This window comes from Microbacterium sp. CFH 31415, from assembly GCF_022538185.1.
In the GTDB taxonomy this organism is placed as follows: domain Bacteria; phylum Actinomycetota; class Actinomycetes; order Actinomycetales; family Microbacteriaceae; genus Microbacterium.
In genome coordinates this window covers 56,770-77,352 of record NZ_JAKYXC010000002.1, presented here as the reverse complement: position 1 = coordinate 77,352, position 20,583 = coordinate 56,770, and the positions used below count along the sequence as shown (strand labels likewise).

Annotated in this window: 18 protein-coding genes; 5 read left to right on the top strand and 13 right to left on the bottom strand. The window is 69.8% G+C overall.

The genetic code is table 11. From position 1 onward, the window contains the following. Window positions 1-10: 10 nt before the first annotated feature. The gene (locus tag MK786_RS01250; protein ID WP_241110452.1) at window positions 11-1,198 is read right to left on the bottom strand and encodes a cysteine desulfurase family protein; all 1,188 of its coding nucleotides are present in this window, start codon (window positions 1,196-1,198) and stop codon (window positions 11-13) included. A gap of 109 nt (window positions 1,199-1,307) precedes the next feature. On the opposite strand from MK786_RS01250, the gene glgX reads away from it, so the two are divergent. From glgX to glgB, 3 genes are all read left to right on the top strand, one after another. Continuing rightward, window positions 1,308-3,392: a glycogen debranching protein GlgX gene (gene glgX / locus MK786_RS01245; protein ID WP_241110451.1), complete on the top strand. Its 2,085-nt coding sequence runs from the start codon at window positions 1,308-1,310 to the stop codon at window positions 3,390-3,392. 167 nt (window positions 3,393-3,559) lie between these two features. After that, window positions 3,560-5,545 carry an alpha-1,4-glucan--maltose-1-phosphate maltosyltransferase gene (locus tag MK786_RS01240; protein WP_241110929.1) on the top strand — a complete coding sequence of 662 codons (1,986 nt, stop codon included), beginning with the start codon at window positions 3,560-3,562 and terminating at the stop codon, window positions 5,543-5,545. After that, window positions 5,542-7,719, top strand: a complete 2,178-nt coding sequence (gene glgB, locus MK786_RS01235) for a 1,4-alpha-glucan branching protein GlgB (protein WP_241110450.1) — start codon at window positions 5,542-5,544, stop codon at window positions 7,717-7,719. Before MK786_RS01240 ends, glgB begins: the two co-directional genes overlap by 4 nt. A gap of 19 nt (window positions 7,720-7,738) precedes the next feature. On the opposite strand, the gene MK786_RS01230 is transcribed toward glgB, so the two are convergent. Continuing rightward, window positions 7,739-8,683 (bottom strand): tetratricopeptide repeat protein, encoded by a 945-nt coding sequence (locus MK786_RS01230; protein ID WP_241110449.1) that lies wholly within the window; start codon window positions 8,681-8,683, stop codon window positions 7,739-7,741. Then, complete coding sequence (locus MK786_RS01225; RefSeq protein ID WP_241110448.1) at window positions 8,680-10,539, bottom strand: glycosyl transferase; 1,860 nt, start codon at window positions 10,537-10,539, stop codon at window positions 8,680-8,682. Before MK786_RS01225 ends, MK786_RS01230 begins: the two co-directional genes overlap by 4 nt. Before the next feature lie 177 nt (window positions 10,540-10,716). On the opposite strand from MK786_RS01225, the gene MK786_RS01220 reads away from it, so the two are divergent. Continuing rightward, window positions 10,717-11,778 (top strand): AI-2E family transporter, encoded by a 1,062-nt coding sequence (locus MK786_RS01220; protein WP_241110447.1) that lies wholly within the window; start codon window positions 10,717-10,719, stop codon window positions 11,776-11,778. A gap of 36 nt (window positions 11,779-11,814) precedes the next feature. On the opposite strand, the gene MK786_RS01215 is transcribed toward MK786_RS01220, so the two are convergent. From MK786_RS01215 to rpsB, 9 genes are all read right to left on the bottom strand, one after another. Next, the gene (locus MK786_RS01215) at window positions 11,815-12,543 is read right to left on the bottom strand and encodes an alpha/beta fold hydrolase (protein ID WP_241110446.1); all 729 of its coding nucleotides are present in this window, start codon (window positions 12,541-12,543) and stop codon (window positions 11,815-11,817) included. A 26-nt stretch (window positions 12,544-12,569) separates the two neighbouring features. After that, window positions 12,570-12,854: a hypothetical protein gene (locus tag MK786_RS01210; protein WP_241110445.1), complete on the bottom strand. Its 285-nt coding sequence runs from the start codon at window positions 12,852-12,854 to the stop codon at window positions 12,570-12,572. A 5-nt stretch (window positions 12,855-12,859) separates the two neighbouring features. Beyond that, window positions 12,860-13,609, bottom strand: coding sequence for a lytic transglycosylase domain-containing protein (locus MK786_RS01205; protein WP_241110444.1), 750 nt, complete (start codon window positions 13,607-13,609; stop codon window positions 12,860-12,862). A 58-nt stretch (window positions 13,610-13,667) separates the two neighbouring features. Continuing rightward, window positions 13,668-14,231 carry a DivIVA domain-containing protein gene (locus MK786_RS01200; RefSeq protein ID WP_241110443.1) on the bottom strand — a complete coding sequence of 188 codons (564 nt, stop codon included), beginning with the start codon at window positions 14,229-14,231 and terminating at the stop codon, window positions 13,668-13,670. Continuing rightward, the gene (locus tag MK786_RS01195; protein WP_241110442.1) at window positions 14,228-15,394 is read right to left on the bottom strand and encodes a phosphatidate cytidylyltransferase; all 1,167 of its coding nucleotides are present in this window, start codon (window positions 15,392-15,394) and stop codon (window positions 14,228-14,230) included. The genes MK786_RS01200 and MK786_RS01195 overlap by 4 nt, the downstream gene beginning before the upstream one ends. Window positions 15,395-15,399: 5 nt before the next feature. Next, window positions 15,400-15,954, bottom strand: coding sequence for a ribosome recycling factor (gene frr, locus MK786_RS01190; RefSeq protein ID WP_241110441.1), 555 nt, complete (start codon window positions 15,952-15,954; stop codon window positions 15,400-15,402). A 51-nt stretch (window positions 15,955-16,005) separates the two neighbouring features. Continuing rightward, on the bottom strand, window positions 16,006-16,725 hold the full coding sequence (pyrH, locus tag MK786_RS01185) for a UMP kinase (RefSeq protein ID WP_241110440.1): 720 nt from the start codon (window positions 16,723-16,725) through the stop codon (window positions 16,006-16,008). Window positions 16,726-16,808: 83 nt separating this feature from the next. Then, window positions 16,809-17,636, bottom strand: a complete 828-nt coding sequence (gene tsf, locus MK786_RS01180) for a translation elongation factor Ts (protein ID WP_241110439.1) — start codon at window positions 17,634-17,636, stop codon at window positions 16,809-16,811. Window positions 17,637-17,748: 112 nt separating this feature from the next. Beyond that, window positions 17,749-18,672 (bottom strand): 30S ribosomal protein S2, encoded by a 924-nt coding sequence (rpsB, locus tag MK786_RS01175; RefSeq protein ID WP_241110438.1) that lies wholly within the window; start codon window positions 18,670-18,672, stop codon window positions 17,749-17,751. Between the two features lie 349 nt (window positions 18,673-19,021). Between rpsB and MK786_RS01170 the strand changes: the two genes are divergently transcribed. After that, a complete protein-coding gene (locus MK786_RS01170; RefSeq protein ID WP_241110437.1) occupies window positions 19,022-19,528 on the top strand; it encodes a murein hydrolase activator EnvC in 507 nt (168 codons plus the stop codon). Window positions 19,529-19,595: 67 nt separating this feature from the next. On the opposite strand, the gene MK786_RS01165 is transcribed toward MK786_RS01170, so the two are convergent. Then, on the bottom strand, window positions 19,596-20,504 hold the full coding sequence (locus MK786_RS01165; protein WP_241110436.1) for a tyrosine recombinase XerC: 909 nt from the start codon (window positions 20,502-20,504) through the stop codon (window positions 19,596-19,598). Between the last annotated feature and the right edge of the window lie 79 nt (window positions 20,505-20,583).

Here is a 20,583-nt window from a genome sequence, read left to right as displayed (position 1 = left end):
GTGCTCCAGTCTACGAGCGGCCGCCTGAGGACGACCCGGATGCCGCCCTGGCACGCTCAACCGCAGCCGGAAGCTCCGCGAGCACGCGGTCGACGTCGTCGTCCAAGGTCGTGCGCCCGAGAGTGAGCCGCAGCACCTGGCGGGCCTCGGCATCCGACCGCCCCAGCGCCTGCACGACGTGCGAGGGCTCGGGGATGCCCGCCTGGCACGCCGATCCCGTTGAGACCGCGATGCCCGCCTGATCCAGCAGGAACAGCAGCGTCTCGCCCGAGGCGCCGGGGAACAGCACGTGGGCGTTCCCGGGGATGCGGTGGTCCGGATCGCCGAGCAGCTCAGCTTCGGGCACGGTGGAGAGGATGCCGCGCACCAGCCGTTCGCGAAGCGCGGCGAGTCGCTCCGCCTCTGCCTCGCGCTCGGCTTCGGCCAGTTCCGCCGCCACAGCGAATGCCGCGGCGCCCGCCACGTCCTGCGTTCCGGCGCGGAGGCCCCGCTGCTGTCCGCCGCCGTGGAGGAGCGGAGCGAGCCGCGCGTGCCGCGACACGAGCAGGGCGCCGACACCTGCCGGGCCGCCGACCTTGTGCGCCGACACGCTCATCGCGCACAGTCCCGTGTGGCCCGCGGCATCCGCTCGCCATCCTCGGAAGCCGACCGGGAGGTGCCCGAACGCGGCCACGGCGTCGACGTGCAGCGGAACTCGGGCCTCCGCCGCCGCAGCGGCGAGGCGGACGACGTCGTTGACGGTGCCGACCTCGTTGTTGGCGGCCAGCGCCGTCGCGAACGCGGCACCGTCGAGGCTCGCGGCGAAGGCTTCCGGCTGGATCGCGCCACGGGCATCGAGCGCGACGTGGCGCACCGCCGCGCCTTCCGCGGCGTGCAGCCACTCGATGGCGTCGAGGGTCGCATGGTGCTCGCCGTCGGGCAGGACGACCGCGTCGGCCCCGGCGGCCCGCGCCCACCACAGCCCCTTCGCCGCGAGGTTGACCGCCTCCGTGCCTCCCGACGTGAAGACGACCTCGATCGGGTCGCACGCGAGCACCTGCGACAGCCGCTCGCGCGACTCCTCCAGCAGCCTGCGCGCCCTCTGGCCGTATCCGTGGATCGAGGTGGCGTTGCCGACGTCGGCGGTCGCGCGCAGCCAGGCGTCGCGGGCTTCCGGCCGCAGCGGCGTCGTCGCGGCGTGGTCGAGGTACACCTGCATCGTCCACCTCCTCCTCCCTCGGCCGGAGGACCGGCGCGACTGCGTCTCACGTGTGTGGGAACCGGGTGCCGTAACACCGCCGACTCACGCGCTTACTACTGTAGGTCGCATGCCTTCCGCTCCGTCCGCCGGGTCGACTCTCTCCGCGGGTCTGCTCAGCACCGACCTCGACGACCTCGGTGTCACGCTCGGGCCCGACGGCGGACGGCTGCGCATCTGGTCGGGCGCGGCGGAGGCGATGGAGCTGGTCGTGTTCGACGACACCGACCTCGATTGGGCGACCGACAGCCTTCCGCTCGAGCCCGTCGGAGGCGGCGTATGGGAGGTCACGACGCAGCTGCTGCGCGCAGGTACGCGGTACGCCGTGCGCGTCGACGGCCCGCATGCCCCGGGCAACACCTTCAACCGCGGCACCCTGCTCGTCGAGCCGTACTCCCGCGGGCTCGCCCGCGGCGGGTACGACGACTGGCGCTCGGTCGTCGTGGACGGCTCGTTCGACTGGGGCGGTGTGGGCAAGCCGGGGGTCCCGCTCGACCGCACGGTGCTGTACGAGGGCCATCTGAAGGGCCTCTCGAAGCGGCATCCGGGAGTCCCGCCCGCGCTTCACGGCACGTATGCCGGGCTCGCGCACCCGGCGATGATCGAGCACTTCCTCGCGCTCGGCGTGACGAGCATCGAGCTGCTCCCCGTGCACGCGTTCGCCACCGAGCCCCGCCTGCTGCAGCATGGGCTGTCGAACTACTGGGGCTACAACAGCCTCAACTTCTTCACGCCGCACGCACCGTATGCGACCGAGCAGTCGCGGCGCGAAGGTCCTGAGTCCGTTCTGCGCGAGTTCAAGGGCATGGTGCGGCTGCTCCACGAGGCGGGCCTCGAGGTGATCCTCGACGTCGTGTACAACCACACGGCGGAAGAGGGCATCGGCGGTCCGCGGTCGAGCCTGCGCGGCATCGACAACCGCGCCTACTACCGGCAGCAGGACGACGGCGCCTACATCGACGTGACAGGCTGCGGCAATTCGGTGAACACAGCGACGGATGCCGCGGCCCGGCTGGTCCTCGATTCACTGCGGTACTGGGCGAACGACGTGCAGATCGACGGCTTCCGCTTCGACCTGGCCGCGACGCTCGGCCGCGACGCCGACCACCACTTCACCCCCGACCACCCGCTGCTGCGCGCGATCATCGACGATCCGGCCCTCGCCGGCGTCAAGAAGATCTCCGAGCCGTGGGACGTCGGGATGGGAGGCTGGCAGACGGGGAACTTCGGCGACGGCTGGAGCGAGTGGAACGACCGCTACCGCGACCGCGTGCGCAACTTCTGGCTGAGCGACGTCGACTACGCCCGGCGCGCGTCGGCCGCCCCGGTCGGCATCGGCGGCTTCGCCACGCGTCTGGCCGGATCGGCGAACACCTTTTCGCAGGAGCGCGGCCCGCTGGCCAGCGTGAACTTCGTCACTGCGCACGACGGCTTCACGCTGCGCGATCTCGTGTCGTACGACGTCAAGCACAACCTGGGCAACGGCGAGCAGAATCGCGACGGGGCCGATACGAACCGCTCGTTCAACCACGGCGCGGAGGGGCCCACCGACGACCCGAGCATCCTCGCCACACGCCGCAAGGCGATGCGGAACCTGCTCGGGACCCTGCTGCTGTCCGCCGGCATCCCGATGCTGACAGCCGGTGACGAGTTCGGCCGCACCCAGCGAGGAAACAACAACGCGTACTGCCACGACTCGCCGCTGACCTGGCTCTCCTGGGAGCACGCCGACTGGCAGCGCGACCTGTTCACCCACGTGCAGCGCCTCCTCGCGCTGCGCCGCGAGAACCCGGCGCTGCGGCCCATCCGATTCGCGCGGCTCGACGAGCACACGCCGTCCGCCTCGGTCATGGAGTGGTTCGACGAGTACGGCGAGACGATGTCGGGCGAGCGCTGGACGAGCCCCTCACACCGCACCCTTCAGTACGTCGCCGCATCCACACCCGAGGTCGAGGAGTTCAACCGCATCCTCCTCATCGTCCACGGCACCGAGCGGGACACCGAGGTCACGCTCCCCGAGATCGACGGCGTCACGCGGTACGTCTCGCTGTGGTCGAGCGCCGAGGAGACCCCCGCCGACGATCGCGACGACCACGCCCCGGGCGAGGTCGTCGCGGTGCCCGGAACCTCGATGCATCTCTTCCGCGCGGAGTGAGCATCCACGGATTACGACCCGGGCGCAAGCTCCTATCGAGCCGCCATCACTGCCGGTAGGTTCGAATCGTGGCATCACCGACGCGTCCGACTCCCCCACGTCCGTGGCGGAGCCTCTCCGCCCTTCCCGTCCGGCCCGCCCCTGTGGGCGAATCGCACGTCGTGACGATGACGGGCCGCATCCCGCTCACCAAGCCTTCGCCGTCGATCCCGGGCGAGCCGTACCGGGCGAAGGCCTTCAACGGAGAGGCCGTCCCGTTCGGGGTGACCTCCTTCCGCGAGGGCCACGACCGGATCGGCGTACATCTGCGACTGTTCTCGCCGTCCGGCGACGAGTCGCTGCACGGGGTGACGCCGCTCGAGAACGGACTGGACCGCTGGATGACCACGGTGGCCCTGCTCGAGGACGGCGTGTGGACGTTCCGGTTCGAGGCCTTCGGCGACGACTTCCTCACGTGGCAGCACGCCGCCGATGTGAAGATCGCCGCGGGCGTCGACGCGGAGCTGATGCGAGAGATGGGCGCCCTGCTCTTCGACCGGGCACGCATCGAGAAGGACCGCTCCGCTGCAGAGCTCAAGGCTCTCGCCGGCGCCGCAGCGGTCCTCCGCGACCCGAATATCGACAGCGACGGGGCCCTCGCCGTCGTGCGGGATGCCGCGATCACCGGCTACTTCGCCCACCGACCGCTGATGTCGATCGCGTCGATCGGCCCCACCCTGGAGCTGCTCGTCGAGCGCGAGCGCGCCGGCGTGGGCGCCTGGTACGAGTTCTTCCCCCGCTCCGAGGGCGCGAAGCGCCTGAAGGACGGGCGCGTGAAGCCCGGCAACCTGCGCACCGCCCGTGCCCGCATGCCCGCGGTGCGCGACATGGGCTTCGACGTGCTGTACATCCCGCCGGTGCATCCCATCGGCACCACCAACCGGAAGGGCCGCAACAACACCCTCACGGCCGAGCCGGGAGACCCGGGCTCGCCGTACGGGATCGGATCCGCTGACGGCGGCCACGACGCGGTCAGCCCCGAGCTCGGCTCGATGGCCGACTTCCGCGCGTTCGTGCGGGCGGCCCGAGAGAACGGCCTGGAGGTCGCGCTCGACCTCGCGCTCAACGCATCCCCCGACCATCCCTGGGTCATCGAGCACCCGGAGTGGTTCGTCACCCTCCCGGACGGCTCCATCGCCTACGCCGAGAATCCGCCGAAGAAGTATCAGGACATCTACCCGGTCTACTTCGACAACGATCCCCAGGGCATCTACGCCGAGGTTCTCCGCGTGGTCCGCCACTGGATCGCCCAGGGCGTGACGATCTTCCGCGTCGACAATCCGCACACCAAGCCGCTCGAGTTCTGGGAGTGGCTCATCGCGACGGTGAATGCGGACCGCCCAGACGTCATCTTCCTCGCCGAGGCGTTCTCCCGTCCGGAGGTCATGCAGACCCTCGCCAAGGCCGGCTTCCAGCAGAGCTATTCGTACTACACGTGGCGCAACACCAAGAAGGAGCTCGAGGATTTCTTCACGTCGATCGCCACCGAGACGGCCGACTTCATGCGGCCGAACCTGTTTGTGAACACCCACGACATCCTGACGGAGTACCTCCAGTTCGGCGGCCGTCCGGCCTACGTCATCCGGGCGGCGCTCGCGGCCACGGCCGCGCCGACATGGGGCGTGTACGCAGGCTACGAGCTGTTCGAGAACGTGGCCCGGCCAGGTTCCGAGGAGAACATCGACAACGAGAAGTACGAGATCAAGGTGCGCGACTGGGAGGGTGCCGAAGCGCGCGGCGACTCGCTCGCCCCGTGGATCCGGCGGCTCAACGAGATCCGCCGCGAGCACCCGTCGCTGCGCCAGCTCCGCAACATCACCATCCACTGGAGCGACGACGACGCGATCCTCGTGTACGCGAAGCATCTGCCGGCGGCGCTGTCGCCGAGCGGCGTCAGCGACACGATCATCGTCGTGGTCAACACCGATCCGCACTCGGTGCGCCAGACGATGGTCCACCTCGACACCCGGGTGTGGGGCGTGCAGCCCGGTGACCCGTACGAGGTCGACGATCTCGTCACGGGCGCGCGCTGGACCTGGTCCGACCACAACTTCGTCCAGTTGGACGCCTTCCGTGAGCCCGTGCACATCCTCCACGTCAAGGAGACGCGATGACGACGACCGATGAGGTGCTCGACGCGATCGCCGGGGGCGCCCACCATGACCCGCACAGCGTGCTCGGCATCCACGCCGGCCAGGACGCCGAGGGTGGCACGCTGTGGACCGTCCGTGCCCGACGCCCGCTCGCCCGCAGCGTGACCGCGGAGTTCGTCGACGGCACCCGCGTGCCGCTCGAGCACGTGCGCGCGGGAATCTGGGAGGGGACCCGCTCCGGCCCTCTGCGCCGCTACGATCTCGTGACCACGTACGACGACGGTCCCGACTACGTCGCCGACGACCCCTATCGCTTCCCGCCGTCGATCGGCGAGCTCGACCTCCATCTCATCGGCGAGGGCCGCCACGAGGAGCTCTGGCGCGTGCTCGGCGCTCACGTCCGCGAATTCGAGGGCACGAGCGGCACCGCCTTCGCGGTGTGGGCGCCCAACGCGCGCGCCGTGCGGATCGTCGGCTCGTTCAACGACTGGGACGGCCAGGGCCATGCCATGCGCTCCATGGGGGGCAGCGGCGTGTGGGAGCTGTTCGTCCCCGACGTCGGCGCCGGTGCGACGTACAAGTTCGAGCTGCTGAGCCGCTCGGGCGGGTGGGTCACCAAGGCCGACCCGATGGCCCGCTTCGCCGAGATTCCGCCGGCCACTGCATCGGTCGTGACGCAGTCGTCGTATCGCTGGGATGACGACGAGTGGATGAAGCGACGTGCGAAGTCGACGCCGGTCTCCTCGCCCATGTCGGTCTACGAGCTCCACCTCGGCTCCTGGCGACCGGGGCTGTCCTATCGCGAGGCCGCCGACCAGATCATCGAGTACGTCGGCGCGCAGGGCTTCACGCACGTCGAGTTCCTGCCGCTGGCGGAGCATCCCTTCGGCGGCTCGTGGGGCTACCAGGTCACCGGGTACTACGCGCCGACGAGCAGGTTCGGCCACCCCGACGACCTCCGCTACCTGATCGACCGCCTGCACGGCGCAGGCATCGGCGTGATCATGGACTGGGTGCCCGGGCACTTCCCGAAGGATGCCTTCGCCCTCGCCCGCTTCGACGGCGAGGCGCTGTACGAGCACCCCGACCCGCGGCGCGGCGAGCACCGCGACTGGGGCACGTACATCTTCGACTACGGTCGCAACGAGGTGCGCAACTTCCTCGTCGCGAACGCGCTGTACTGGTTCGAGGAGTTCCACGTCGACGGACTGCGGGTCGACGCGGTTGCGTCGATGCTGTACCTCGACTACTCGCGGGAAGACGGCGAGTGGGTGCCCAACGTGCACGGTGGAAGGGAGAACCTCGAGGCCATCCGCTTCCTGCAGGAGGTCAACGCCACCGCCTACAAGCGCTACCCGGGCATCGCGATGATCGCCGAGGAGTCCACGAGCTTCCCCGGGGTGACGGCTCCGACGAACCAGGCCGGCCTCGGCTTCGGGTTCAAGTGGAACATGGGCTGGATGAACGACTCGCTGCAGTACATCAAGCGCGACCCGATGTACCGCTCGCACCACGAGGGCGAGCTGTCGTTCTCGTTCGTCTACGCGTTCAGCGAGAACTTCGTGCTGCCGATCAGCCACGACGAGGTCGTGCACGGCAAGGGCAGTCTCATCGGACGCATGCCGGGCGACCACTGGCAGCAGCTCGCGAACATGCGCGCATTCCTCGCCTACATGTGGGGTCACCCGGGCAAGCAGCTGCTGTTCATGGGCCAGGAGTTCGGCCAGCTCTCCGAGTGGTCGGAAGGACGTTCACTGGACTGGTGGCTGCTGGACCAGCCCTCGCACGCGCAGCTGCACTCGTTCGTCGCGACACTCAACCGTGTGTACCGCGACCACTCCGCCCTGTGGGCGCGCGACAGCGACGGCGCTGCCTTCGTGCGGCTGGGGGCGCCGTTGTGGAACCCCAACGTCATCGCCTTCGCGCGCCGCGACTGGCACGGCAACTCCCTCGCCGTGATCTGCAACTTCTCGGGCGAGCCGATCACGTCGTACGAGCTGGATCTGCCGGAGCACGGTGTGTGGCATGAAGTGCTCAACACGGATGCCGCGGCATTCGGCGGCTCGGGTGTGGGCAACCTCGGCGTGGTCCACGCAGGCGAGGGCGGGCGCGCGAAGCTCGTGCTGCCGCCGCTCGGCGTGCTGTGGCTGCGGCATGACCCGCAAGCGCACATCCCGTCACCCACGCAGGGGTGACGGCGCAGCGGGGCGCGCTCTAGAAGAGGAGCGAGGCGAGCTGCGCGCGAGCGCGCGTGACGCGCGGGTCGGCGTCGCCGACGAGCGCGAACAGTTCGAGCAGACGCTCGCGCACCGGCGCGCGCTGGTCGGACGGCAGCTGCGCGAACAGCTCGAGCAGACGGTCGAACGCGTCGTCGACATGTCCGCCGGCGATGTCGAGATCGGCCACCGCGAGCTGCGCATCGACGTCGGCGGGTGCGGCGGCAGCCGCAGCGCGGGCGGCCTGCAGATCGGCACCCTGCACACGGTCCAGCAGGCGAACCTGACCCAGTCCCGCGCGGGCATCCGCGTCGCGCGGGTTTTCCGCCAGGGCCTTCTCGTACGCAGCGATCGCGCGTGGGTAGTCCCCCGCCTCGATGGCCTCGAACGCTTCGGCGTGCAGCGGCGGCAGCGGAGGCTCGACCGGCTCGGGCGCCTCGGCCGCAGCATCCTCCGACACGCTCACCGTGCCGGTCACGCCGTTCTGCGCTGCGAGCTGGAGGAGCTGGGCGAAGACTTCGCGCACCTGCTGCTCGGGGACCGCGCCGGTGAACATCGGAACCGGCTGACCCGCCACCAGCGCGACGACCATCGGGATCGACTGCGCACGGAAGGCCTGTGACAGCTGCGGGTTCGCGTCGACGTCGACCTTCGCCAGCACCAGGCGTCCGCCGAGCTCGGTGACCACGCGCTCGAGCACCGGGCTGAGCTGCTTGCAGGGTCCGCACCACTCGGCCCACAGGTCGATGACGACCGGGACCGTGCGCGAGAGCTCGAGAACCTGCGCGAACGTGTCGTCCGTGACGTCCATGACCAGGGAGGGCACGGACCCGGCGGCAGCCGCCTGCGGCTCCTGCCCCGCCGGCGTGGCGGCGGGCCGGTTGCGCAGAGCGGAGAGATCCACAGCGCCGCGCAGCGCGGCGCCCGAGGTGGGGTCGGTCACTTGATCACCTTCGCGTCGAGGATGTCGGAGGAGTAGCCGAGCAGACGGATCTTGTCCGTCGAGCCCTGCCCGGGCACGTAGAAGAACACCTGGTCGGTGAACGTCGTCGTGAAGCCGCTCGCCGACTGGTCGGCGCCTGCGAGCGTCTTCACCGTTGGGTTGTCGGGCAGCTTGATGACCGCGCCCGGATCGGTCGGCTTGACCGTGTCGACCTCGATGAGGTTGACCGCCACGATGGCACCGCTCTCCACCGTCGCGAGGGCGAGGGGCCCGAACTGGCCAGGACCCGACGAGAACGTCAGGCTGCCCGTCTTGGACGCCGTCTCGTTGAAGGACTCGAGGCGGCGCTGGCGATCGGCGGCGATACTCGCGCGAAGCTGGTCGCCCTCCGCCTCGAACATGTCGTAATGCACGCTCTCCTCGCCCTTGTTGATGATGTCGGCGTAGGCCGCGGCGAGGTCCTCGGGCGCCATGATCAGGAACGGCGAGTCGGCGGCCGGCTCGACCGCGCCGATGTAGTAAGGCGCGAGATCGGGCATCTCAGTCGACGCCTCGAGACCCGCGGAGTAGGAGAGCTTGTAAGGCGCCCATGCGTCCTGCTGCGTGAGCACCATGATGCTCGAGGTCTTGCTCTCCTGGTCGTCGACGACCGCCATCACCGAGCGCGGCCACGCGTCGTTCGACTCGGGCAGCACGATCTCGAGCGGCTTCGTGACGATCGGCGCGGGAGCCGCGTAGTCGGCGATCGAGGCACGGAGCGTGTAGTTCGTCGCGCGGGCCGCCAGTGCGGCGCCGTCGAGACGGGTCGCGGCGAGGTCCTTGTCTTTCGACTCGTCGGCCTCGGCCACTGTCGCGGCGATGCGGGACAGGATGCGCTCGGCCTGCGGTTTGGTGACGGCGGGCGCCTGCTGACCCTCCTGATCGATCACCGTGGCTGTCGGGGTCGGAGTCGGGGTCGCCCCGAACTGCGGCCAGGCGTCGGCCGAGCAGCCGCTGAACATCAGGGCCGACACGGCGACCACGGGCAGCACAGCGAACGCGCGACGGCCGCGGGTCACGGCGCGGCGCGTAGGGGGCGTCGAGCTGATGACGCCCTTGTCGGCGCCTTCGATCGCGAGATCGATCGGCTCGGTGACGGGCATCGGGAGGCCCTTGCGGCGCGGGCCGCGCGAACGGCGCGCGTGGCGGATGCCGAGGATGTACAGGAACACGCCGACGGCCATCAGGATGCCGCCGCCCACGATGAGCGGTCCGGCCCACGGCGTCGAGTTGGCGATCGGCCACGAGACCGAGACATTCGACGGTGCCGGCAGCGTTCCGTCGCTCGCGACGAGCACGCTCATCTCGGAGGGCAGCTGGAGCGGCGCGATCAGGATGTCGCTCTGCTGGAACTCGTCGAGCCACAGGTCGGAGCCGACGGGAGAGCGCCCGGGAACCTCGGTCGCCGTCTCGTCGACGACAGCCTCGCCACCGGTGGCCGCGTCACCCTCCGCAGCCGCCTCGCCCTCGGCGGGCGCCTCGGTCGCGGGAGCCTCGGGTTCCACCAGCTCGGTCACGATCTCGCCCGCGTCATCGAGGGTCGCGACGTTGTAGGAGGTGTCGGCGAGCCACGCCTGCATGTCGGCGGTGCGCCCGTAGGCGGCGAAGATGTTGCCGTCGCCCTGGGCGCGCAGCGTCTGCGCACCGGGAATCTCGTTCAGGACAGTGCCGTCGATCACGAGGTACGGGGCATCCTCGTCGACCGAGACGGCGGCGATGTCGTTCTCGGGTCCCTGGAAGATCGTCCGCTGCGCGATGCCTGCCCCGATCATCACGGCGGCGAGCACGAACGCCGCGACAGCCCAAACGAAACGCACGAATAACACCTCTCCCAGGCCCGCCGGACGGCGAAGGCCCTCGATTCGACATTTCAGACTAGCGAAGTCGACCTGAAAGGGGCCCGGGAGGGCGCAATCGCGGGCCTGAGGGTCAGCAGTGCGTATCCTGACGGAACGGAAGTCCGGCGCGCGCGCCGGGAGGGTCGGGAGGGCCGAATGAAGGTGCACAATCCGTTCCGGGTCGCGTTCGTCGCGACTCTGGGCGTCGGGCTCGGACTCGTGCTGATCGGCAGCATCCAGACACTGTCGACGATCCTGCTCTACGTCGGCACGGCACTGTTCCTCTCACTGGGCCTCGACCCCATCGTGGCGTGGCTGGAGCGCCGCAAGCTCCCCCGGTGGGCGGCGGTGCTGATCACGATCCTCGCGGTCCTGGGCGTCTTCGCGGGCATCCTCCTCATGATCGTCCCGATCATCGTCGGCCAGATCACTCAGCTGGTCTCCGACATCCAGGACCTCATCCAGAAGGGGTGGAATCCGGTCGCCGAGGCGAAGACCTGGATGACCGAGACCTTCCCGAACCTCAACGTCGACGATGTCTTCACCTACCTCAACGACTGGTTCGAGTCGCTCGACGTCGGCGCCATCGGCGAGCAGATCGGCGGCGGTCTCATCGTGATCGGCGGCGCGGTTCTCGCGGGCTTCGCGGGCGCGTTCATCGTGCTGATCCTGACGATCTACTTCACGGCCTCCACGCCGAACCTGAAGCGCGCGGTGTACCAGCTGGTCCCGGCGTCGAAGCGGGCGCGGTTCATCGACCTCGGCGAGCAGATCACCGACTCGGTCGGCTACTACGTCATCGGGCAGCTCAGCCTCGGCGTGATCAACGGTGTGCTCAGCGCGATCTTCCTGTCGATCATCGACGCTCCATTCCCCGCCGTGCTCGCGGTGATCGCGTTCTTCTTCTCGCTGATCCCCCTGGTCGGAACGCTCACCGGCTCGACGATCATCGTGCTGTTCTGCCTCGGGCTGGGCTCGCCCACGACCGCCCTCATCGCGGCGATCTACTACCTGATCTACATGCAGATCGAGGCGTACGTGATCTCGCCGCGCATCATGGGCCGTGCCGTCTCCGTGCCCGGCGCCGTCGTCGTGATCGCCGCCCTCGCCGGCGGTGCGCTGCTCGGTCTGCTCGGCGCCCTCGTCGCGATCCCGGTGGCGGCGAGCATCCTGATCATCTACCGCCAGGTGGTCATCCCACGCCAGAACGAGCGGTGAGCGGATGCCGCGTCCCGGCGGCCCTCGGGGGCGGCGTCAGGACTCGGCCACCCCCGCGTCGTCCCACTCGGTCGGAAGAGGGAGCGCATCCGGATGGACGGCGGCCACGATCTCGGTGAGCACGCGGCGCGTCTGGTTCTCGCCGACCCACAGGTGCTTGCCGCCCTCGACGGGGATCAGCACCGCGTGCGGCACACTCGCGAATCGCTCGGCCGCGGCATCCGGCCGGAGATAGTCGTCGAACTCGGGGACCAGCACGACCATCCGCCGGCCGTCGGCGGCCCAGGCCGCCACCTCGGCATCGGTGGCGCGGTGCAACGGCGGCGAGAGCAGCACGACCCCCTCGACGTCGTGGTCGCGGCCGTACTTGAGCGCAAGCTCGGTGCCGAACGACCAGCCGACCAGCCAGGGCGCGGGAAGGCCGCGCTCACGCACGAAGTCCATCGCCGCGGCGACGTCGAACGCCTCCGCGCGGCCGCCGTCGAACGCCCCCTCGCTCGTCCCGCGCTGCGACGTCGTGCCGCGCGTGTTGAACCGGAGGACGGCGAGGTCGGCGAGGGCGGGAAGCCGGCCCGCGGCTTTGCGGAAGATGTGCGAGTCCATGAACCCGCCGGCCGTCGGCAGCGGGTGCAGCGTCACGAGGGTAGCGACGGGGTCGCGGCCCTCGGGCAGGGCGAGCTCACCGACGAGCGTCAGCCCGTCGAGGGTCTCGAGCTCGACGTCCTCCCGACGGGCGGGCAGGAGCACGGGTCCGCGGATCTCCATGTCAACCGGTCCTCATGCGCGGGCCGTCAGGCCACTTTCCAACAATGCTGATGCCAGTGCCGGCGCGCAGCGAGATCGGCGCTGTCGCCGAGAACGCCGTCGGCGCGCCACGCCACGAGGTGGGCGACGCCGGCGTCGATCGTCCGGCCGCAGCCGGGGCACACGTAGCTCTTCTGCGCCTGCGCGGCCGAGACCGGCTGAATGGTCCACTCCACGCCGCGCCGCACCTCGGTGCGCTTCCAGCCTGCGAGCAGGCGCTCGAGGGAGTCGTCGCCGTTCGACGCAGGGCGACGTCTGTTCGACCGCGGCATCGCGGTCAGTACCACCCGACGCGCTGCGAGTGCCCCCAGGCGCCGCACGGCGTACCGTAACGACCGCCGATGTAGCCGAGGCCCCACGAGATCTGCGTGGCGGGGTTGGTCTCCCAGTCCGCACCGGCGCTGCCCATCTTGCTGCCGGGGAGCGCCTGCGGGATGCCGTAGGCGCCGCTCGAGGCGTTGTAGGCGTTGACCCGCCAGCCGGACTCCTTGTTCCACAGCGCCACGAGGCACGAGAACTCGCCGTCGCCCCAGCCGCGGTCCGTGACCATGCGGTACGCGATGGCCTGCGCACTGCCAGGGTCGGGCGTCACGAAGGGCGGGGCCCAGCCGGTGGACGACGAGGTCGACCCGGACGACGTCTCGACGGGCTTGGGCTTCGGCTTCGGCTTCGGCTTCACATAGACCGTGTAGCCGTCGCGATCGAGCGAGCGGGGTTCTTGCTCAGCGTCGTCGGTCTCGACGACCGCTCGCGTCTGGATGTCGCCCAGCGAGCTCGCGTAGAGGGTGATCGGCGCGGCTTCCTGCGCGTTCGCCTGCGACATCGCCATGCCCGTGGGCCCGATGTAAGCGACCACGAAACCGATCGCCGCGAACCCGGCGAACACTCCGAGGACACCACGACGGCGCGACCAGCGCGGGGTCGGAGCCGCCGCACGACGGGGCGGGCCGGTGGGTGAATCGGCAACGGTCGACACGGACTGACGACGGGAGCGCCGAGTCGGGATCAGGTCGTTTCCGGAAGTCACAGTTCCCCGAGTCTAGCGATCGTCATCGGCAGGTGCCATCCGAGATCGAGGCGCGGCGTCATGTCACCGCGAGCATGATCTCGACGACGGAGTCCAGCACGGCGTCGACCTGCGTCTCGCGGTAGCCGCCCCGCTGCATGCGGAATGCCACCGACCGCACCTGCTCGACCGTCACCGACTCCCCCGACTCGATGAAGCGCGAGACCTTGTCGGCGACGAGATCCACCTCGTCGACGCGGTAGCCGTAGCGCAGCATCGACACACGATCGAAGCGTCGACCGCGAGGGCGGGACAGCCGGTCGAGGACGACCTGTGCGGTCTCGCGGGTCTTGCCCACCCAGGCGTGCGCGCCGTGATCCGACACCGCCGCCTCGCGCTCGCGGGCGGCGAACGCGTCTTCGATGCGACCGAGAGCGGCGTCGACTGACGAGATCACGTAGCCGCGACGGACCAGCGGGAAGGCGACGCGACGCACGTCGGCCGCGGTGAGCCGCTCTCCCCCGGCCTCGAAGGCCGTGCGGGCGCGGGCGAGGAAGTCGTCGACGGCCTTCTTGTCGTAGCCCTTCTCGCGCCCACGAGTCTCGGGGAACGCCGCCGGAGGGCCGGCAGGCTCAGTCGTCATGATGCCACCAGGGGGGTGAAGAGGTAATAGAGGGCCAGCGCGGCGGCCGCCGACGGCAGGATCGAGTCGAGTCGATCGAGCACACCGCCGTGACCGGGCAGCCAGGAGCTCATGTCCTTGATACCGAGGTCGCGCTTGATCATCGATTCTCCTAGGTCGCCGGCGGTGGCCGTTCCGAGGATGACGACGCCGATCACGATGCCCGCCCACCAGCTGAGCCCGAGCATGAAGATCCCCAGCAGGACGCCGGCGATGATCACGGCGACGACAGCGCCCCCGAACCCCTCCCAGGTCTTCTTAGGGCTGATCCGCGGCGCCATCGGATGCTTGCCGAACATGATGCCTGCGGCGTAGGCGCCGGTGTCGGCGGCGACGACGACCGCGATGAACGCCAGCACCCACCACTCTCCGCCGTCCTGGGCGAGCAGCACCACGCACAGGCTGGCCAGGAACGGGACGTAGAGCTGGATGAATCCGCCGATCAGCACATCGCCCAGCACTGCGCCGTACGTGCGGCCGTCGCGCGCGGTCATCTGAGCGAGGAGCCGCCAGACGACGACGAGTGCGATCGCGACGAAGACGACGACCCAGTGCAGCCACAGCTCGAGGAAGTAGCCCGACACCACGATGATCCCGCCCGCGACGAGCTGCGGGACCAGATCGATCTTGCGGCCGGCCGCGACGAGGGCCCGCGAGAACTCGAAGACGCCCAGGAGCACGGCGGCGAGGGCGAACACCACGAACAGCTGCTTCACGAAGATCAGCGAACCGACGAGCACCGCTCCGGCGGCGACGCCGATGAGCGTGGCCAGGATCAGATCGCGGCCGGTGCGCGCCTTGATGCGCTCGTTGGCCTCTTCGAACTCGGCGCGCGCATGCGCGACCTGGGTCTCGAACTCCGCCCGCGCGTGCGCCACCTGCGTCTCGAACTCGGAGCGCTTGGCGCGGAGGTGCGATTGGACGACGGGCCCGGAGTCTGCGGGCTCGGAGGCAGCCGGCACGGCGAACGCAGGGACGTCCGGCGCGGTGGAGGCATCGCCCTCGTTCTCGGCGACGACCTCGGTGTCGGCGTCTCGGCGGGCCTCAGCCGCCTCGCGACGGGTCAGCGGAGCCGCAGGGAGTGACGAGCCACCCCCCGCAGGCTCTCCGGGTGCATCGGACATCAGGTTCAGACCTCGAGCAGCTCGGCTTCTTTGCGCTTGAGCGCCTCGTCGATCGCGTCGACGTGCGCCCGCGTGAGGACGTCGAGCTCCTTCTCGGCGCGATTGAGCTCGTCCTCGCCGAACTCGCTCTTGAGGGCGTCGATGTCGTCCTTCGACTTGCGACGGATGCCGCGCAGGTGCACCTTGTGGTCCTCGCCCTTGGAGCGAACCAGCTTGACGTACTCCTTGCGGCGCTCCTCGGTGAGCTCGGGCATCGTGACACGCACGATGTTGCCGTCATTCGTGGGGTTCACGCCGAGATTCGGGATGTCGCGGATGGCCTGCTCGATCGCCTTCAGCGCCGACTTGTCGTACGGCGTGATGATGAGCGAGCGCGCCTCGGGGTTGTTGATCGACGCCAGCTGCGCGAGCGGCGTCGGGGTGCCGTAGTAGTCCACCAGCACCTTCTGGAAGAGCTGGGGGTTCGCACGCCCGGTTCGAACCGTGGCGAAGTCATCCTTCGCAGCTTCGACGGCACGGTCCATGCGTGCTCCGGCATCGGCCAAGACGTCCGCGATCACTGTGTCTCCTTCATCGGGGTGGGGCCTGATCAGTCTACTCAGCGGCGCGATTCACGCCGTGACGAGCGTGCCGATGGACTCGCCGAGCAGCGCGCGCGTCACATTGCCTGCAGGCTCCATGCCGAAGACCCGCATGTCCATCTTGTTGTCCATGCACAGGCTGAAGGCGGTCGAGTCGACCACCTTGAGGCCGCGCTGGAGCGCGTCCAGGTAGGTGATGCGGTCGATCTTGGTGGCCGAGGCATCCGTCTTCGGATCTGCCGTGTAGACGCCGTCGACGCCGTTCTTGGCGACCAGCACCTCCTGCGCGTCGATCTCCAGAGCGCGCTGGGCGGCGACGGTATCGGTGGAGAAGTAGGGCAGGCCCGCACCGGCCCCGAAGATCACCACGCGTCCCTTCTCCATGTGGCGCTCCGCGCGCCGCGGGATGTAGGGCTCGGCGACCTGGGTCATCGAGATCGCCGACTGCACGCGCGTGGCGGCACCTGCCTGCTCGAGGAAGTCCTGCAGTGCGAGGGCGTTCATGACGGTGCCGAGCATGCCCATGTAGTCGGCTCGGCCGCGGTCCATGCCACGCTGGCTCAGCTCGGCGCCGCGGAAGAAGTTGCCGCCGCCGACGACGACGGCGATCTCGACGCGGTCGACGGCTGCCGCGATCTCGCGGGCCATCTGGCTGACGACGTCGGGGTTGACCCCCAGCTGCCCGCCGCCGAAGGCTTCTCCGGACAGCTTCAGGAGGACGCGGCGGCGCCCGGTGGTCTCAGTGATCACGACGATCCTCTCGTTGGGGACAAACTACCTAAGGGCATGAGAAAAGGCCCGCATCGGTGTTCGATGCGGGCCTTCTCGAGATGTTATGCGCCGACCTTGAAGCGGGCGAAGCCCGTGAGGGTCAGACCGGCGTCCTTGGCGACCTGGGCCACGGACAGCTTGTTGTCCTTGGCGTAGTCCTGGTCGAGCAGGGAGACCTGCTTGAAGAACGCGTTCACGCGGCCCTCGACGATCTTCGGGAGTGCGGCCTCGGGCTTGCCCTCGTTGCGGGAGATCTCGGTGACGATCTCGCGCTCCTTCTCGACGTCGGCCTCGGGGACCTCGTCGCGCGAGAGGTACGACGGGTTCGCGAACGAGATGTGCTGCGCCAGGCTGCGCGCGGTCTCCGCGTCGTCACCGGAGTACGCCAGGACCACGCCGACCTGCGGGGGCAGGTCTTTGCTGGTCTTGTGCAGGTAGACCTCGAACTTGTCGCCGGTCAGCGTGCGCACGCGGCGCAGCTCGACCTTCTCGCCGATGATCGCGGCCTCGTCGTCGATGAGCTGGGCGACGGTCTGCGAACCGGCGGGGGCCGCGAGAGCGGCCTCCACCGAGTCGGCGGACGCGGCGGCAGCGGCATCGGCGACCTTCTCGGCCAGCGCGATGAAGCGGTCGTTCTTCGCCACGAAGTCGGTCTCGCACGCGAGCTCGATCAGCGTGACCTTGCCGTCCTGCTCGCGAGCGGCGACGAGACCCTCGCTGGTGGAACGGTCGGCGCGCTTGGCGTTGCCCTTCGCGCCCTTGAGACGCAGGATCTCGACGGCCTTCTCGACGTCGCCGTCGGCCTCTTCGAGAGCCTTCTTCGTGTCGACCATGCCCGTGCCGAGCTGGTCGCGCAGCGCCTTGATGTCGGCGATCGTGAAGTTTGCCATGGGTGGCGGCTCCTTGATTGTGATGAGTGCTGAGGATGCCTCGGCGGGACCGGCCTGAGTGCGTTGACTCAGTCCGATCCCGCCGGGGCGGAGTTCATGCGGCAGTGCCGAATTACTTGGCGGCCTCGGCGGCGGCAGCGCCCTCGGCGTCGGCGGCCGACTCGGTCGCGGCCTCGCCCTCGACGGCCTGCTCGGCCTCGACGGCCTCGGCCAGGTCGGCGGCGGCGATCGCCTCGTCGGCGACCTTCTCGGTCTCGGCGGACGACTGCTCCGGCGCGCTCTGCTCGAGCAGCTCGCGCTCCCAGTCGGCGAGAGGCTCAGCGTCGGCCGATTCGTCGGTCGGCTGGTGACGCTGGATGAGTCCCTCGGCGGCGGCGTCGGCGATGATGCGCGTGAGCAGGCTCACCGAGCGGATCGCGTCGTCGTTGCCGGGGATCGGGTACTGGAACTCGTCCGGGTCGGCGTTCGTGTCGAGGATGCCGATGACCGGGATGCCGAGCTTCGTGGCTTCGTCGACCGCGAGGTGCTCGCGCTTGGCGTCGATGACCCAGATGGCCGAAGGGGTCTTCTGGAGGTTGCGGATGCCGCCGAGCGACTTGTGGAGCTTGTCGAGCTCGCGCTTCTTGATCAGCAGCTCCTTCTTCGTGAAGCCGCTCGCAGCCGGATCGTCGAAGTTGAGCTCTTCGAGCTCCTTCATGCGCGCAAGGCGCTTGGACACCGTCTGGAAGTTGGTGAGGAGGCCACCGAGCCAGCGCTGGTTGACGTAGGGCTGGCCGACGCGGGTCGCCTGCTCGGCGACGATCTCCTGCGCCTGCTTCTTCGTGCCGACGAAGAGGATGGTGCCGCCGTGGGCGACGGTCTCCTTGACGAAGTCGTACGCCTTGTCGATGTACGTCAGCGACTGCTGCAGGTCGATGATGTGAATGCCCGAGCGCTCCGTGAGGATGAAGCGCTTGACCTTCGGATTCCACCGGCGGGTCTGGTGTCCGAAGTGGACGCCGCTGTCGAGCAGCTGGCGAATGGTGACGACGGCCATAGCCGTTCTCCTGTTCTGGCGCTCACGCGCCTCTTGCGGTTGTGTTCTGCCGGCAAGAAGCCGACGAGCCTGGTGCCCGGCACACGCCCGCTCGCAGAAGCTCTGTGAGACCGTTGGGAGTGGATGCCGCGCCGCGGGATCGGGTGGATCGCCGCCGCGCTCTGGGCACGCGGAGTCATCCCGACAAGCGGGATGCAGGGTCCAGTGTAACAGCAGCCCCTTCTCCCCCGCGCGCGGTCGGGCCATCCCCTCCACCGGCTTCTCCTTCGGTGATCACACCCGTCCCTGCGCGCGCCATCGTCGAGGGGTGCGCACCCCGACCTCCGCTCCGTTCCGCCGACGATGTGCGGTGACCGTGCTCGCCCTCGCGATCGCGCTGACGTCGTCCGCCGTCTCCGCGCAGGCGCTGCACGACGAGGTGGATGCCCGGCACGCCGCCGGGCTAGCAGATCGCGGGTGGGTGTGGCCGAGCGCGGCGTTCCGCTTGGTCCGGCCGTTCCAGGCGCCGGCGCACGCCTACGGCGCCGGCCACCGAGGGATCGACCTCGAGGCCGTGGACTCGTTCGAGGTGCGGTCGCCTGCCGCGGGCACGGTGGCCTTCTCTGGCCCGGTCGCCGGCCGCGGGATTCTGACCATCGAGCACGGCGACGGCCTGGTGACGACGCTCGAGCCCATCAACAGCGACCTGCGACCGGGCGCGACGCTCAGGTCGGGCGACGCCGTCGGCACGATCGCCCTCGGCGGGCACACCGCGGCTGGCGCTCTGCACTTCGGGGTGCGGCTGCATGGCGAGTACGTCAACCCCATGCTTCTGCTCGGCGACGTGCCGCGCGCGGTCCTCCTCCCCTGCTGCTGATCGCTGCGCCCGCCGGTGATGGCTGGGTGGGCCCGGGCGTCGGCCGGCTCGCGGGCATGCCCTGCGGTCAGGCGCGGGGGTGCGCGAGGCGATAGGTCGCCGTCAGCCGCTCGCTCGAGACGTGCGTGTAGATCTGCGTCGTGCCGAGGCTGGCGTGGCCGAGGATCTCCTGCACCGCGCGCAGATCCGCACCGCCGTCGAGGAGGTGCGTCGCGGCGGAGTGCCGCAATGAGTGGGGTCCGACAGGGGCCCCGAGCTCCGGACCGAGCACGCGCGAGACCACGTCGTAGACGGCGCGCGTGCCCATGCGCCCGCCCCGCGCCCCGAGGAAAACCGCTGCGGTCGCCGGCGCATGGCGGCCCGCACGAGCGAGCAGCGCGGGGCGGCCTCGGACGAGGTACGCGTCGAGCGCGCGACCGGCGGCGCCGCCGAACGGCACGACGCGCTCCTTCGAGCCCTTGCCGAGCACGCGTACCGTGCGTCGCCGGGCGTCGATGTCATCGAGGTCGAGCCCGCACAGCTCCGAAACGCGCACGGCGGCGCCGTAGAGCAGTTCGAGCAGCGCGTGATCGCGAAGGGCCACCGGATCCCCGTCGGCCGCTGCATCGCGCAGCAGATCGAGGAGAGCAGTGAGCGAATCGGATGCCGCGACCTTCGGCAGGGTGCGCCCGCGCTTGGGCGCAACCAGGCGCAGGCTGGGGTCGGTGTCGAGGAGGTGCTCCTCGACCGCCCACGCGAAGAACCCACGTGCCGACGAGGTGCGGCGGGCGATCGTCGACCGAGCGTCGCCGCGCTGCGTCGCCTGCCACAGCCAGTCGCGGAGCTGCTCGAGGTCGATGTCGGTCAGCTCGGCGTCAGCACTGGCCGCCGTGAGGTCGGCGAGGTCGGAGCGGTACGCACGGACAGTCGCAGGCGCGAGCCGACGGACGTCGGCGAGATGCGTGACGTACGTCTCGGCTGCCCTGCTGATCCTCACTCCCCCAGCTTGCCCCGGCCCGCGCCGACCGGCCCCGCGGCGCACCGCGGCGCACCGCGGCGGCGCGGCGCGCCGACGG

Bases quoted from the DNA above. Each gene is read 5' to 3' on its own strand.
- MK786_RS01250 (WP_241110452.1), bottom strand. From the start codon at position 1,198: ATGCAGGTGTACCTCGACCACGCCGCGACGACGCCGCTGCGGCCGGAA.
- glgX (WP_241110451.1), top strand. From the start codon at position 1,308: ATGCCTTCCGCTCCGTCCGCCGGGTCGACTCTCTCCGCGGGTCTGCTC.
- MK786_RS01240 (WP_241110929.1), top strand. From the start codon at position 3,560: ATGACGGGCCGCATCCCGCTCACCAAGCCTTCGCCGTCGATCCCGGGC.
- glgB (WP_241110450.1), top strand. From the start codon at position 5,542: ATGACGACGACCGATGAGGTGCTCGACGCGATCGCCGGGGGCGCCCAC.
- MK786_RS01220 (WP_241110447.1), top strand. From the start codon at position 10,717: ATGAAGGTGCACAATCCGTTCCGGGTCGCGTTCGTCGCGACTCTGGGC.
- MK786_RS01215 (WP_241110446.1), bottom strand. From the start codon at position 12,543: ATGGAGATCCGCGGACCCGTGCTCCTGCCCGCCCGTCGGGAGGACGTC.
- MK786_RS01210 (WP_241110445.1), bottom strand. From the start codon at position 12,854: ATGCCGCGGTCGAACAGACGTCGCCCTGCGTCGAACGGCGACGACTCC.
- MK786_RS01200 (WP_241110443.1), bottom strand. From the start codon at position 14,231: ATGACGACTGAGCCTGCCGGCCCTCCGGCGGCGTTCCCCGAGACTCGT.
- MK786_RS01195 (WP_241110442.1), bottom strand. From the start codon at position 15,394: ATGTCCGATGCACCCGGAGAGCCTGCGGGGGGTGGCTCGTCACTCCCT.
- tsf (WP_241110439.1), bottom strand. From the start codon at position 17,636: ATGGCAAACTTCACGATCGCCGACATCAAGGCGCTGCGCGACCAGCTC.
- rpsB (WP_241110438.1), bottom strand. From the start codon at position 18,672: ATGGCCGTCGTCACCATTCGCCAGCTGCTCGACAGCGGCGTCCACTTC.